General features: G+C 71.7%; 10 protein-coding genes. All 10 read right to left on the bottom strand.

The annotated features are described in order from the left end of the window. Position 1: 1 nt before the first annotated feature. Positions 2–3,109, bottom strand: a complete 3,108-nt coding sequence (locus WMF44_RS43115; RefSeq protein ID WP_437295855.1) for a hypothetical protein — start codon at positions 3,107–3,109, stop codon at positions 2–4. A gap of 74 nt (positions 3,110–3,183) precedes the next feature. Further along, a complete protein-coding gene (locus tag WMF44_RS43110) occupies positions 3,184–4,050 on the bottom strand; it encodes a hypothetical protein (protein ID WP_437295854.1) in 867 nt (288 codons plus the stop codon). Positions 4,051–4,092: 42 nt separating this feature from the next. Continuing rightward, the gene (locus WMF44_RS43105) at positions 4,093–6,252 is read right to left on the bottom strand and encodes a type VI secretion system Vgr family protein (protein ID WP_437295853.1); all 2,160 of its coding nucleotides are present in this window, start codon (positions 6,250–6,252) and stop codon (positions 4,093–4,095) included. A 28-nt stretch (positions 6,253–6,280) separates the two neighbouring features. Continuing rightward, on the bottom strand, positions 6,281–6,898 hold the full coding sequence (locus WMF44_RS43100) for a hypothetical protein (RefSeq protein WP_437295852.1): 618 nt from the start codon (positions 6,896–6,898) through the stop codon (positions 6,281–6,283). A 3-nt stretch (positions 6,899–6,901) separates the two neighbouring features. After that, positions 6,902–8,065 carry a hypothetical protein gene (locus WMF44_RS43095; RefSeq protein WP_437295851.1) on the bottom strand — a complete coding sequence of 388 codons (1,164 nt, stop codon included), beginning with the start codon at positions 8,063–8,065 and terminating at the stop codon, positions 6,902–6,904. After that, positions 8,062–9,240: a hypothetical protein gene (locus WMF44_RS43090; protein WP_437295850.1), complete on the bottom strand. Its 1,179-nt coding sequence runs from the start codon at positions 9,238–9,240 to the stop codon at positions 8,062–8,064. The genes WMF44_RS43095 and WMF44_RS43090 overlap by 4 nt, the downstream gene beginning before the upstream one ends. Then, positions 9,237–10,457 carry a DUF2169 family type VI secretion system accessory protein gene (locus WMF44_RS43085; RefSeq protein ID WP_437295849.1) on the bottom strand — a complete coding sequence of 407 codons (1,221 nt, stop codon included), beginning with the start codon at positions 10,455–10,457 and terminating at the stop codon, positions 9,237–9,239. Before WMF44_RS43085 ends, WMF44_RS43090 begins: the two co-directional genes overlap by 4 nt. Then, positions 10,454–11,737, bottom strand: coding sequence for a hypothetical protein (locus WMF44_RS43080; RefSeq protein WP_437295848.1), 1,284 nt, complete (start codon positions 11,735–11,737; stop codon positions 10,454–10,456). Before WMF44_RS43080 ends, WMF44_RS43085 begins: the two co-directional genes overlap by 4 nt. Before the next feature lie 3 nt (positions 11,738–11,740). Then, positions 11,741–12,808: a DUF2169 family type VI secretion system accessory protein gene (locus WMF44_RS43075; RefSeq protein WP_437295847.1), complete on the bottom strand. Its 1,068-nt coding sequence runs from the start codon at positions 12,806–12,808 to the stop codon at positions 11,741–11,743. A 161-nt stretch (positions 12,809–12,969) separates the two neighbouring features. Further along, positions 12,970–15,069: a glycine--tRNA ligase subunit beta gene (glyS, locus tag WMF44_RS43070; RefSeq protein ID WP_437295846.1), complete on the bottom strand. Its 2,100-nt coding sequence runs from the start codon at positions 15,067–15,069 to the stop codon at positions 12,970–12,972. Positions 15,070–15,082 lie beyond the last annotated feature (13 nt).

The raw sequence follows: 15,082 nt of genomic DNA, 5'->3' as shown, positions 1-15,082 counted from the left end.
TTCACTCCACGGATTGCGGATCCTCGTCGTCGTCGCTGTCGCCGTCCTCGCTGTCCTCGCCGTCGTCCTCGTCCTGCTCGGGGGGCTTCGGCGCGAGCGCCACGCGCGGGTAGCGCTCGCCAGAGGCGTCACGGCGCCCGGCCTCCCAGGCATCTTCGAGGTGGACGAGCTCATACCAGCCAAGGCGATTCACGGCCTCGAAGAAGAACTTGCCATCGGCGCTCGGCTCGAAGCTGAGGGGCTCCGGATCGAGCTCGGCGAGCGTGCGGACGCCGTCGTCGTAGACGCCCCAGACCCGGATGGGCTTGCCTTCGGAGACCTCCAGCACGGCCACGCGGCCCCCCGCGGCGCTCTCCACGACGCGCAGATCCAGGTCGCCGCGCGCCTCCAGCCTGGAGGCGCCGCCGCTGACCGAGAAGATCCAGGTCTCCGACGAGGTGCCGACGATCACCCGCCCGGAGGCGAGCGCCTCGAGCGTGTAGATCTCGTCCTCGCTCTCCTCCTTGCTGAAGTCGTGCACGAGGATCGGCTTGCCGTGCGGGAGGTCCACCCACCAGAGCTTGGCGTCGCCGTCGGTCGCCACGAGCGCGGCGCTCCGATCCGCGCTCACAAGGCCCGTCGACGAGGGGGAGCTCGCCTTCACCGCGGTCTCGATGAGCTCCCCGTCCTTCAGCACGGCGAAGACGAAGGAGCGCCGGGCTTCCTTCTTCCACCCGATGTACACGTCGGCGGGGCGGTAGCGCTCGAGCTCCCGCGCGCCCGCTCCGAAGCGCGCGCGCACGTCCTTCGGCACGTCCTCCTCGTCCTCCGGCAGCGGGCGCTGCTTGCCCAGGTAGCGCACGCCGACGCGGCCCGGCGCGGGCTCGATGGCGTACTCCTCGGGCGCCTTCCTCGGGCCTGACGCCGGCGCCTCGTCGTCGTCGTTCCCCTCGGACGGCGTGTACACGGCGACCTCGGGGAACGCGTCGGGGGTCGTGGCGAGCCGCTCGACAAGCGTGTCGAGGCCGAGCAGCTCGTAGGTGTCGCCGATGTGATCCATGAAGGCCCGGCCCTCGGCGATCCGGACGTCGCCCACGGAGGCCTTCACGCGGCCCACGCGGCGCAGCTTGCTCCCGTCGAAGCCGACGAGGGTCAGCCCGTCCTCGGAGTCCTCGCCCTCGTAGATCTTGACGAGGAGCAGCCGGCCGCCGAAGGCGGGGGTCAGGCCGTAACCGTTCACGTCCCAGCGCTGCTCGAGGACGGCGCCCTCTCCCTCGCGGCGGTAGACGTCGAGGGACTCGCCCGTGGCGAGGATGACGCGGCCCTCCGGGCCGTAGGCGATGTCGGAGATCGACGCCTCGTGCTCGAAGAGGCGGCGCAGCTTGCCGTCCGCGAAGGAGAGCTCGGCGACGAGCTTGTAGTCGAACCCGTACAGCACCGCGCCGCCGTCCTCCCGCGCGGCGATGTAGCCGTGGGGGCTGGGCAGCGCCTCGCCCTCGGCGCGCTTGAGCTCCCCGCCCTCGACCCAGGCGGCCGTCGCCGGCTTGCGCCGGAGCTTCGCGACGCCGTAGACGCGGCCGCCGGGCGCCACCGCGACGCACGAGGCCGACCCGAACAGCTCGCGCTCCGCGCGCTCGATCTCGGGCTCCGGCGGCACCTCGCGCGACCTCCGCCGCTCCAGGTGGAGCGCGCCCTCCAGCACCTCTGGCCGGGATTCCTCGTCCTCGTCGCCCTCGCCGGAGGCGCTCTCGTCCTCGTCTCCGTCCTCGTCCTCGTCGCCGGGGTTGCGCTTCTTCAGCTCGGGGAAGGCGTCCGGCTGCGCGGCGAAGCGCGCGGCGAGCTCCTCCAGGCCGAGCAGCGCGTAGTACTCGCTGCCGTCCTCCACCGTGACGCGGGCGCCTTCGATCACGATGTCGCCGATCGAGATGCGCACGCGGGCCAGCCGGCGCATCGTGGATCCGTCGTAGCCGAGGATCGTCACGCCGTCCGCGCTCTCGTCCTCGTCGTCGAAGCACTTCACGAGGAGCAGGCGTCCGCCGAACACCGACTGCATCCCGTAGCCGTCGAGGTCCCAGCGCCCCTCGAGCGCGACGTCCGAACCCTCCCGCCGGTAGGCGTCGATCGAGCCCGCGAGCACGAGCACCCGGCCCTCCGGGCCGTAGGCGACGTCGGAGAAGGGCTCGTCGTGCTCGAAGAGGCGCCGCACGGAGCCCTCCGCGAACACGACCTCCCATACGGCCTCCGAATCCTCCGCGATCAGCGCCGCGCCGCCGTCGTCGCGCGCGGCGACGTGAGCGTCGGTCGTGGTGGCGAGCGGATCGCCCTGCGCGGTGCGGAGCTCGCCGCGCTCGATCCACGCGGCGACAGGCGGCTTTCGCTTCGGCTTGGCGACGCCGAAGACGAGGCCGTTCGGCGCGATCTGCACCTCGCCGCTCCGCCCGAAGAGCTTCCGTTGCTCGTCGGGAAGCTCGGGCGCCTTGTACCCCGGCAGGCGCTCCAGCCGGAGCCCGCCGGAGATGACCCTGGGCGTGTCGTCGTCGTCGCTGGCCTCCTCGTCCGCCTCGCCCGCGTCGTGGTCGTCGCCCGCCGTGCTCGCCGACGAGCGCTCCTCCTCGGGGGGCGCGGCGCGCGCCGCCTCGCGCGCGGCTTCGACCGCCGGATCCACCGCGCACGCGGCCTCGAAGCGCTCGCCTCCGCCGAAGCGGGGCAGCTCGACGGGCCACCTCGGGCCCGTCGGGGGCTCGGGTCGTTGCTCGGTGGACCAGGCGTCCCAGTCGCTGTCGCTCTCGATCGCCTCGGCCAGGGAGGCCGCCTCGATCGGGTGCGCGCCGTGCACCGCGGCGAGGGCCTGCTGGACCGCGCGCGCCATGTCGGCGACGCACGCCTTGCTCCACCCCGCCGGCCGCACGCGCACGAGCGCCCAGCGATCGGCCCACTGGAAGGGCTCGCAGCGCTCCACCGCGCGCGCGTCGAGCGCCCGCTCCCACGCCTCGCCGACGGCGCGCCGCGCGGCCGCGTCCGGGGGCGCCACGAAGCAGAGCTCGTAGGAGAACAGGTCCCCTTCGAGGTCGAACCAGTCGCTCGGCGCTGCCCCGAAGAACGCAAACGGATAGGGCGGAGATCCCGGCATGGGGGCGGACGGTACCGCAGCTCCTGGCGAGCGTGCAGGCGTCAGGCGCGCTCCCGGCGTCGATCCGGGCCCTCTCAGGAGGAGCGGCCCAGCAGCCAGTCCCGGTGGAGCATATAGGCCCGCCGCCATGCCTCCCCCGTCGCTGCCTCCGCCGCGATCCGTGCTCGCCAGTGCTCATCCGCCTGCGCTCGTGTCGCCTCCGTCAGCCCGTAACGCGCGATGATCTCCGGCGCTTTGTCGGGGGCTATCGCGATCTCCGCGCACATCGCCGCATGTCGCTGGAGCGACAGCACCGCGGCGGGGGGTGCAGCGCCGGCGGGCGCCCTGGGGAAGGGCAGCGGATCCTGCTGGCCGAGCGCCGAGGCCACGGCGGTCGACAGGTCGGCGGTCTCGCCCCCGGGCGGGGCCGCGACTCGGGCAGGCGACGTCGACGACCGAGCGCGATCCGCGAGGGATGTCGCGCGCGCGTCGCCCTCGCCAGGGCCTCCGGGCGCGCGGGGCGCGAACGGGAGCGCCGGTCTGCGCAACGCGTCGGACGAGGCCTCCACGGTCTCCCGCAGGCTCGTGAAGTGCCGCATGCCCGGCGGGACCGCCACCAGCGCCGGCGCGATCGCTGCCGGCAGCGCGCCGAGCGACGCGAGCGCCGGCTGCTCGCGCCGAAGGCGCGCCTCGGCGGCGAAGGCCTGGCAGAAGCGGTTCGAGAGGGCCTCGCCGCCGTCGGCGCACTCGTCGGCGAGCGCGTCGGTCCACCCGCACACAGCGGCGTCCCAGTCCGCGTCCGCGACGTTCAGGCGGGCGAGGACCTCCGCCTTGGCGGATCGCGGGAAGCGGCGCAGGTGCGCGGAGATCTCGCCATACCGCTCGATGGTCAGCCCGCCGTGCGTCGTCTCGGGGGGATCGGCCGGTGTCGTTCCGGACGCCTTCGTTGCGTCTCTCGCCATCTTCCTGGTTCCTCCGGCGCGCGTCCTCTCCGGTCGAGCCGATCAGCTGTTGAGGTTCACGACCGCGCCCTTGATCGTCACGGTCCCATCTCCGGTGACGTTGACCGTCCCTCCGGAGACGTTGATCGTGCCGCCCTTGATCGAGATCGAGCTTCCGCCGTTGATCAGGACGGTCGCGCCGCCATTGACCTCGACGAGCGCGGCGCCGGCCCGGAGCTTCGGGCCTCCCTTGATGTCGATCCAGGGGGCGTCCACGTTGATGTTCCCTTCGCCCGTGATCTCGATGATCGGCGCGCCCAGCGACAGGTGGGATCCGGCCGTGAGGGTGTTGTTGCCGCTCGCGCCGAGCGACATGTTCCCGCCGGCCGAGCCGACGAACGTCGTCCCGGCCGAGAGCGTCATCCCGGTGCCGGAGTGGACGCCGACCGTGGTCCCGGCGCTCTGCGCGATGGATCCCGCGCTCGTCGACTGGGATCCGGCCACGCGGGTGCTCTGGTCCCCGCCCACCTCGGTCGCGTCGTCGACCCCGACGGTCCGGCTCGCGTTGCGGGTGATCTCCGTCGTGAGATCGCGCGCCGCGTGCAGGCGGATCTCCTCCTCGCCCCGGGCGTCCTCGAACGACAGCAGGTTGTAGTTGCCGTCGAACGGGCTCGTGTAGCTCTTGATGGCGCTGTACGTCGGGCGCTTCGTCGCGTTCTCCGGCGGGAGGTTGATCCCGTTGTACACGCGCCCCGTGATCAGCGGCCGGTCGGGGTCGCCTTCGAGGAAGTCGACGACCACCTCGTCGCCGACGCGCGGGTGCCAGACCGCGCCGTGCCCGCGCCCGCCGGCGAACATCTGGCTGACGCGCACCCAGCACGACGTCGCCTCCCTCTCGTGGCGGCCCACGTCGATGTCCCAGTGGAAGCGCACGCGCACGCAGCCGATGGCCGAGGGCCCTCCGACGTTGATCTCGGCCTCCGGATCGGACGGCTCCGCGGTGACGATCGCCGTCTGGCTGCCGTGGATCCGCGGCCGCGGCGTGATCCGGGCAGGGACGAAGCGCGACGCGGCCTCTTCCCCGTCCTGGCCGCAGCGGACGGCCTCGAAGCGGCACCGATACGGCTCCTGCTCGCCGCCTCCCGCCGCGAAGTGGCCGCGCTCGTGCGCGAGGTGCTCCATCGCGGTGACGAGATAGGACCCGTTCCATTTCGAGGTCGGGTGCTCGAGCGTGAACATCGCCCCGGCGCCCAGCAGCCGGCACGCCCCGCTCGCCGTCGCCCACGCCCGCTCGGCGGCGAGGCGCTGGGCCCGCTGCTCGGCGAGGCGCTCGCCCGTCTCCTTCGACTCCTCGTAGCGGCCCGGGTGCTCGTACACGGCGGCATCGGTGGCGCCGGCCGGCGCGGACGCGAGGAGATCGAGCTTCGGCTTGCGCCAGTTGTAGTCGCTCAGGACGACCGACGTCGGACGCACCCGGCTCCCCATCCGGACGTCGCTGACCTCCCGCCCGAGCAGGCCCGGGCCGAGCGGCCGCGCAGGGTCGAGCCGCGGGCGGCCCCCGTCGTTGTCGATGAGCACCAGGATGCACTCGGCCTTCGTGTGCTCGAAGTGGTACGAGATACCCTCTTCCTCGAGGAGGCGAGAGACGAAGTCGAGGTCGCTCTCCTGGTATTGCACGCAGTACGGCCGCGCCGCCACGTCGGCGATCCGGCCCATGTCGATGACGCGCCAGGCGAAGGTCGCCCTGGCCGGGCGGAACGCGCTCTCGTCGCCGTCGTCCTCGGCCGGCTGGGACGACGAGGGGACGAGCCCGGCGCCCCACGAGGTGCGGGTGAGCGCTTGCTCGACGATCTGTTGAATCGTCTTGTCCAGGTAGATGATGCTCTTCTTCAGCATCGTCGCGCGCCAGAGCGGCGGCGCGAGGGTGACGCGGTACCGCGTGCCCAGCTGGACCTCGCCGAGCTCCTCGGCGGCCGCGATCTGCCCGTGGACGAGCCGGAAAGGCGGGTTGTCTTTCGTCGCGATCCGCAGCGAGGCGGGTCTTCCCACGAGATCGGTCACGTCGACGTCCGGCGTGTGGTGCGGGCGCACGAGATCGATCTCGAACGAATAGAGCGCGCTGATCGCCTCGCGCCCGCGGATCTCCAGCACGCGGAGGTGGTGCCACGGGCCGTCGTCGGAGAGGTTCGCCCCTTCCCAGGCGAAGGTGAAGTCGCTGGCCATGCTGGTTGTTCTCCCGCCGTCTCCGGTGTCAGTTCAGGTGGATGTTCTCGCCTTGCACGATCACGTCGTCGGCCGCGTTCACCCGCACCTCGCCTTGCCGCGCGACGAGATCGATGCTCCTCGCGCTGATGCGGAGCGCGCCCTTCAGCTCGATGTCGGCGTCCTCGGTCATGAGCCGGATCACGGGGCCTGTCTCGGAGGCGAACACCTCGACGAGCGGCTTGCCGTCGGCGGCGGCGACCCGCAGCGCCTCGTCGCCGTGGAGGGTGAGGCGCGCGGCCTCGGCGAGCGGGGGCTCTGGCCGCAAGGCGAAGCCGTCGACGACGCCGGTCACGAGGGGCTCTGGCCAGTTGGATGGCTGGGAGACGAGCACGCGATCCTGCGCGCGTACGGCGAGGCCGTGGAGCGACGGCAACCAGCGCTCGTGCGCGCCGCGGGAGGTCGTCCAGCGGACGAGGAGCCGGCCGGTCAGCGTGGGGTGCCGCGCGTCGAGGCACTCGCCGACGAGCACCTCGCCCGGGCGCAGGCCCGTGATCGGCTCGGGCGGCGCTTCGTCGGGGCGCGGCGGGGAGGCGGCGACGAGCTCGTCGACGGGGGAGGGCGCTTCGTAGAGGACGGAGGTTTCGCGGTCAGAGCTGCGCTGCATGGGTCACACCGCCTTCCAGGCTGCTTGCGGGCGCGGGGCGCCGAGGGGAGGGGCCGATGACGTGTCCAGGGGATCGACGCTCAGGAGGGTACCCGTCTGCCTGGCCATGTAGAGCCGGTAAGGAAGATCGGGCACCAGGGCGCGATAGGCCTGCTCTTTTACCCGAAACCTTCCCTGCTCGACGACGAAGTAATGAAAGTGCTCCCACTGCCTCGACTCGTAGGGGCTCGCCCTGACCTGGACGTGACGCCTCACAAGACCGTCCACGGTTGCCACGCGCCGCGTGAACAGGTCGCGGATCGCCCAGAGATAATAGAGGACGGCGCCCACGGCAGCGGGACCGATGATCGTGAAGGGGACACGGCGCTCCATGACGTGCTCGATCACCGCCGAGATGGCCGTTGCGAACGCGACGACGGCCAGGATGCCGAACGGCGACATGAGACGCCGGCGCACCTGCCGCGGGGACATCATTCCTCGGCGGTTGTGATCGAGATCCTCGGCGTCGAACCCGAGCGCGCCAGCGAGCGCGCGGAGCAGCTCGGCGCGGTCGCCGATGTGCGGCGCGAGGGGGAAAGGCTGCGCGAGCGCGATCGTCCCAGCGCGTCTATGGAAGAGCCCCAGGTGTTCGTCAGGGACGCCGAGCGAGATGGACCAAGCGCCCCCCGGGACGACGGTCGATTCGGCGGCGATCAGCAGCCGGGAGCGCGGGAGGAGATAGCCGCGGTAAGGCCCAGGCGGGAGCGGCGCCGAGCCGGCATGGACAGGCGCCGACCCGTCCGCCGCCTCCATCACGTAGTCGCTGCCGAAGCGACGCGCGCGCCAGACGACGCGGCCGGGCAACACGACGACGTCGCCAGCGGCGATGTCCGCACGGAGGAGGGCGCGGAGGCGGCCGAGGCGCACTGGCGTCCACATCGTCGCCAGGCCGCCTGCTGCCATGAACGCACAGATGAGCTGTACGGCGAGATCATGCCTCAGATCCCTTTGCGCGAGGGCGAGCAGGACGGCGGCAAACACCACCGCGGCGATCACCGCCCCCCCTGTTTCGAGTCGCCGGACCGCTACGAGCCTCTCGAGCAAGGCTCGCTGCGCCGCGGAGAGCCGCCCCGCGCGGTTCCGCGCGATGTCATCGGCGAGCCAGGGAGGCATGTCCCCGGGGCTCACGGCCGTCCTCCGTGGCTGGCCGCTCTGTCAGCGCGCGGGGCGCCGCCGGGGTGGGTCGACGGAGCGTCCGCGAGCTCCGCGCTGAGCGCTCTTCCCGTGCTCTCCCAAAGATAGAGCCGGTATCGCAGCCTGGGCACGATGGCTCGAAACAATTTCCTGGGGACAGGGATCCTGTCGCCATGGATCAAGAGCCAATAGAGATTATTCAAATCCCCAGCCGTCACCGCATTGATCACGTGGCGCTCCACGACGCCCTCCACGCAACGAACGCGCCTCGTGAGCACATCACGACGGATCCAGATGCAAATGATCGCGGCGAGAAGGATAGGTATGGCGAGGATCGATGGGAAAAGTCCGAGGGCGACCGTCGCGAACGTCGCCGGGACCAGCCCGAGGCTGGTGATGAGCACGAAGGGAACGGCCGCGGAGGCGAGGCGCCGGCGCACCTGCCGTGGCGACGTGGTGCCCTGCCGGTTGTGCCCGAGATCCTCGGCGTCGAAATCGAGCGCAGCCGCCACGGCGCGGAGCAGCTCGACGCGGTCGCCGATGTACGGCGCTGCGGAGAACGGCTCGGCGAGCGTCCTGCCCGCGCTCCGGGTGAAGCGGAAGCTGAGCCCCATCTGTCTGGGATCGGTGAGCGAGATGGACCAGACGCCTCCGGGGACGACGGTCGACTCGGCGGCGGTGACGACCCGGGAGCGAGGAAGGCAATAGGCGCGGTACGGCCCGGGGGGGAGCGGTGCCCATCCGGCGAGGACGGGCGGCGTCCCGTCCGTTGGCTCGAGAGCATAGTCGTTACGAGAGATGCCCGCTCGCCAGATGACGCGACCGGTCAGCGCCACCACCTGGCCAGCGGCGATGTCGGAGCGGAGCGCTGCGCGGCGTATCGCTGCGCGCAGCAGCATCGCTGCCCACCCGAGGGCGAACGCAAGGAGGATTGCCATCGACATCAGAGCTACCTTCGCGTTCTCGTTGCCGGGCCTGAGCTCCGGCAGCATGGCCGCGGCGGCCGTGGGCGGGCCGATGAGGCCGGCGACGAGGGCCCGCCACGCTCCGCCTTTCATCCGGACCGAAGCCGCCCGATCGAGCGCGGCTCGCTGCGCTGGCGAGATGTAGCCCCCCCGGTTCCACGCGAGATCGTCGGCCAGCGAGGACGTGGCGGCTCGGTAACTCATGTTCGCTCCCGCGGCTCATGCCTCGATGACATCCGCTCGCGCATCGTGCGGGGAGCCTCGTAGTGGATGGGCCGATCGCCATCGACCGTCACCGCGACCGGGATGTGCTTGTGGATGCCCGGGATGAAGGTGCGCGGCAGATCCACCGTGGCCCCGTAGACGAGGGAGACGCGCTCGACGGCGGGCTCGACGACGATCGTATGGATGCGGGGGGCGGCGGGCACGCGGCGGCCTTCCAGCGTGAACTCGATCGACGGTGAGCCGGGCAATGTGAACTCGACAGAGGGCCGCTCCGCGTGCATGCCGTCGACGCGGACGACCTCGTCGCCGCGCACCGCGTCGCGCACGAAGCCCTGCGGCGCCTCCTGGCACAACCGGCGCGAGACCCCGGGCTCGCGCGCAGCACGGTAGCCTGCCGGGAGCACACCGAGGCGCACCTCGGGCGAGCGCTCATCGTCCGGCGCGGGGAACCACGGCTCGACCGAGGGCCCGAAGCCGAGGTGGCGCGGGAACGCGAGAGGAGGCACGAAGTCGAAGCACGCGGGGAGCGGCTGCCGGTACCAGAGCGCCGGGTCGCCGGTCACGAGCCGCTCGGGCGTGAGCCGATCGAGCGGATCTTCGAGGTTCGGCATCTCGGCTCCATGGAGCGGCGCGGGATCGACGAGGTAGCCCTTGCCGAGCGGATTCCGCGGGTACATGCCCGGGTGATCCGCGCCCATCGACGCCAGCGCGAGCTGCGACAGGGACACCTCGCCCCGGAGCTCCACGCGTGTATCGGTGCCGCCGTAGGCGAGCTCCCAGATCACCGGCATGACGGTGAACGGCTCTGGGTCGTCGATGACCGGCCTACCTCCAGCGGTCCAGCGGATCTCTCGCCGGCCGAAGACCGCGATGCGCTTCGACGTGGCGCCGATGGAGGCCTCCACGAGCATCTGCCCCGTCGGCCGGCCAGAGGGCGCGTACGCGGCGCCGCGGACGATGAAGTCGGTCGCCGCCTTGCTCGGCCAGAAATCGACGCCGGCGGGGAGGCGCGGGGCGAGCCGCTCGTCCCGGGGATCGTTGAGCAGAGGTCGCGGCGGCGCGGGCGCGCATTGCCGCCCGGCGATCGTGAACGTCTTCTTCACCAGCACGTACGCCGTCGGTCGAACCCCCTCCCAGGGGCCGAGCTCGAGGACGGCGTCATACGCCTCGCGCGCGGGGGTGCGTTCGATGCTCACAGCGGAGGACCCCAGACGTCGGATGCCGGTGTGCCCACGGCACGGGGCGGGCTGCCGCCGCGGCCAGCCTGCTCCGGGAGCGCCATGGATTCACCCGGCTCTTTACGGGTCGTCAGGGTGATCTTGCCGTCGCTGTTCTCGACGACGGTGGTCGTCCTGCTTCCGTCGGGGTTGTTCACCGTGGTCGTCCGCCGATCGCCGCTCCAGGTCTTCGCCACCGTCTCCGTTTGGCTCGATGTCCGTTGTCCGTCAGGGGCTCCGGGGTTGTAGTCCCTCTGCTCGGACTCCGACCCGAAGGGCGTCGCCGCTTCTTTCTTGAACGTCGCCTTGCCACGCTGTCCCTCGGGAGCGTCGGGGTGGTACTCGCCGCCGGCGGTCGCCTTACCGCCGAGGCCAGGAGCCGCCGTCGCGACGCCGACCTGGCCCTTGTACCCCTCCTTGGTCGTGTCGCCGCCGGCGTCCCACGTGTACTCGCCGGAGGCGCCGATGCTCGCCGCGCTGCGCTTGAGTGGATCTTCCCACTTCTTCTCGATGCTGATCGAGAACTTCTGTGGATCATTGCGCGTGTCCGCAGATCCCGCAGAGACGCTCATCTTGATCTCGGTGCCGAAGGGACCCTTCGTCGTGGCATCGACGCGCATCGGATACCGCGGATCGAGCGCGTGTTGAACGACGCTCGCGAGGAGGCTCGCGGCGGCTCCAGCGAGGCTCTTCTCGGACTCCTCCTGCGCCGTCAGGCTCACCCCAGGCGTCCTGACGTAGTAGCGCTCGATAGCCATCGTGGCGGCTGTCCGGACGATCCCGCCGATCAGGTCGGTTCCTGACATACCGACGTGGACGTTCGTGCATACGTTGGTGAACGTGAACGTCGCGGGCATCGACATCGGCTGACCGCAGGTGAGCAGCGGGAGCGGCGGCCAATGGCTCGTGCACGCCGTCGTCTTCCCGTTCATCCGGACGGAGAAGCAGGTCACGATCACCGCGCGCTTCGACTGCAAGAGCTGCATCGGGATGAACGAGTTCGCCGGCGGGATTGTGATCTGCGCTACGAGGGGCCCGCAATCGTGCTGATCGAGCATCACGTTCCTGCCGTTGGCGAAGACGGTCGTCGTCTTCTGGACCCTTCCCGCGCTCTCGCCCGGCGGCCACCCGTGCGGGATCGGGATCTCGAGCGCAGGCACGAACGTCGGCGGCGGCGCGGGCGGGATCGCCAGGAAAAGGTGGCTCGAGGAGCCCGCGCTCAGATCGTTCGACCGGGTGACGGGAACGGGAATCACCATGTCTCATGCTCCTCGGCCGGCCGGCTTGTACCAGCCGCCCCGCTCGACGCGCAGCCGCATCGAGCGCTCCGCGCTGGGGTATTCGTAGGTGAAGGCGTGGCGGAACACGAGGTAGAAGCGTCGCTCCTCCGGGAGCAGGACGAGCGCGTGGGGCCGAAGCTCGCGTGTACCGGTGCGGATCCCGGACACGTAGTCGACGAAGATCCGCACCGCCGGAAGCGCGAACGAGAGCGGCTCCGGCCCCGGCGTCAGCCCCGTCATGGTCACCGTGCTCCTCGCCGGCGGGAGCGCGATGACCCATTGCGGGTGCGCCCGGTGATACGCGCCTTCACCGAGCTCGGGCAGCCCCGGCGCGGATCCCGCGGGCGGCGGCGCCACGGTGCGCGCCGCCTGGAGGGCGGAGTCGACCGGCACCGCGCCCCAGTACGCCGGAACCGGCGAGTCCTCCGGGCGGCCGATCGGCGCCCTGGGATCTTCGATGTTGGGTAGCCGGCGGATCTCGTCGTAACGCGGGTAGCCCTCGGGCGGATTCAGCATCTCCACGAGCGACCTCACGGCGGGCGCGGGATCGAAGCCGCGCCCGGCGCGGTTGCGGGCGTCCATCGCCTCGACGAACGCCTCCCGGTCGACCTCGACCTCCACCGTTCCCCCGAAGGCGCGCTCGTGGGTCAGGGGCATCCGGGTGAACGGCACCGGCGCGCTGATCCGCGGGCTGCCGCCGCGCTCCCAGGTGCGATCTCCGGAGACCAGGAGCTCGCGCCGCTCGTCGCCGACGGCGAGGGACACGGTCCTCCGGTCGATCGGCCTGCCGTCGACCGTGTGCGCCGCGCCGAGCAGGACGACCTCGAAGGCGTCGTCGCGCCGCGGCAGATCGTCGCGCGGCACGAGGCCGAGCTCGGTCGCGCGATCTTCGTCGAGCAGCGGCCAGGGATCTTGCGTGTCGAGCTCGGTCCCGCGCGGCCCGATGCGGAACGTCGCTTTGGCCACCACCATGCCGATGCGGTGGGTCGCGCCGAAGAGGCGCGACGTCATCAGCTTGGCGGGGACGGCGGTTGCGTTGACCAGATGCATGACGCGACCGGCTAGGTCACCAGAGCGCGCCGCAACGTGTCAAGCCGATCGTGTGGGGTGCTCCCACCGTCACCTTCAGGCACTTCTATGAGCGGTGTCCCTGGCCGGACTCCTGGTGGGTGGAGCTAGGGACGCAACAGGAGCCGCGAAAACAGGCTTCGCTACGACGCCGCGCGCGGCGCCTCGCCGAGGAGCTCCAGCCTGGCCAGGCTCCCGCAGGTCTCCGACAGGGCGCGCATCAGCCGCAGCCGGTTGTCCCGCACGGCCGCGTCGTCGGTCATCACGAACACGTCGATGAAGTACTGGTGCAAGAGCGGGGCGAAGTCCGCCACCGCCCTGAACGCTGTGTCGTACGAGCCGCTCCGGACGTCCGACGCGATCTGCTCGCGCAGCGTGAGGTACCCCGCGAAGAGCGCCGTCTCGCTCGGGTGCACGTCCTGCCCGAACGGCGCCACCGGCTCGCCGGCAGGCGCCTTGTCGGCGATGTTCGTGGCCCGCTTGAAGACCTCGCCTACCCGCGCGCGGACCTCCGGGCTCAGCGCGTCGATCGCGCGCACGCGGGCCCTGAGATCGAGCGGGCGATCCGCGGCGACGCGCAAGCACGCGAGGACCGCGTCCTGCGGGAGCCGGTCGGAGAGCAGGCCCCGCAGCCGCTCGGAGAAGAACTCGCCGAGGCGGGTCGCGAGCTCGTCGCGCGCGACGTTGAGCTCCACCCCGGCGTAGCCGTCGTAGGCGGCGCCGAACGCGGCGCCGAGGCGCAGATCGAGATCGCGATCCAGGAGCGTGCGCAGCACGCCGAGGCACGCGCGGCGCAGCCCGTACGGGTCGGCGGTGCTCGTGGGGACGAGCCCGATCGCGAAGCAGCCGACCAGCGTGTCGAGCCGATCGGCCATCGCGACAAGCGCGCCGGCGTTCGTCGGCGCCGTCGCGTCCGCGGCGCCCTTGGGCAGGTAGTGATCGCGGACGACGTCGGCCACCTCCGGGCTGACCCCCTGGGCGAGCGCGTACGCCCGCCCCATCTCGCCCTGGAGCTCGGGGAACTCGCCCACCATCAGCGCGACGAGATCGCACTTCGCGAGGTGCGCCCCCGAGGCCGCCGCCACCAGCGTCTGCTCGGGCAGCATCAGGAGCAGGCCGAGCTCGCGGGCGAGCCGCTCGACGCGCTCGGCCTTCGCCAGCACGCTGCCGAGCCGCTTCTGGAACACGATCCCGCCGAGCTTCTCGCGGCGGTTCGCGAGCGGGATCTTGACGTCCTCCCGGTAGAAGAACTGCGCGTCCGACAGGCGCGAGCGCATCGTGTTGTCGTTGCCGCGCTTGATCTTCTCGGGCGCCTCCGCGGTGTTCACGACCGCCAGGTACCGCGGGAGCAGCGCCCCCGTCCTCGCGTCGCGGACGCCGAAGTAGCGCTGGTGGCCGCGCGCGACCTCGAGGATCACCCGCTCCGGCAGCTCGAGGAACCGCTCCTCGAAGCTGCCGACGATGACGTGCGGCTCCTCCACGAGGGAGAGGTTCTCGCCGATCAGGAAGTCGTCCTCGATCAGCACGCCGCCCGCGTCCCGCGCCGCGGCGAGCAGGCGCTCGCGCATGAGCTGCGCGCGCGCCTCGGGGTCGACGAGCACGTGCGCCGCGCGCATCGCCTCGACGTAGTCCTTCGCGGCGCCGATCGCGATCTCGCCCGGCGCGAGGAAGCGGTGGCCGCGGCTCGCGCGCCCGCTGCGGATGCCGGCGATCTCGACGGGGATGACCTCGCCGCCGGAGAGCGCGACCAGCCACTGGATGGGGCGGCCGAACGCGAAATCTCCCTGCCCCCAGCGCATCGACTTGCGGAAGGGGATGGCCGCGACGAGCGACGCCAGGACCTCCGGGAGCAGCTCGGCCGCGGGCCTGCCGGCCTCGCGGCGGGTGCCCGCGAGGTACTCGCCCTTCGGCCCCGCGACGCGGCGCAGATCCGCGACGGTACAGCCGAGCTTCTGCGCGAACGCCTCGGCCGCCTTCGTGGGCGCGCCGTCCTTGAAAGCCGCCTTGACCGGCGGGCCGGTGACCTCCTCCTCGAGGTCCGGCTGGCGCGCCGCGACCCCGGAGACGAGCAGCGCGAGCCGACGCGGGGTGCCGAGCGCGCGCACCGCGCCGTGGCGGAGCCTGAGCTCCGCGAGGCGCTTCGTTGCGAGATCCGGGAGCGCGCGGAGCGCGGCCTCGACAAACGACGAGGGGAGCTCCTCGACGCCGATTTCGAGCAGGAGATCGCTCGCTTCGTTGGACATGGGACCGCGGACG

The organism is Sorangium sp. So ce426, assembly GCF_051475585.1.
GTDB lineage: Bacteria > Myxococcota_A > Polyangia > Polyangiales > Polyangiaceae > Sorangium > Sorangium cellulosum_B.
Note: the sequence above shows the minus strand (reverse complement) of the source record. Positions and strands in the feature narration are given on the sequence as shown.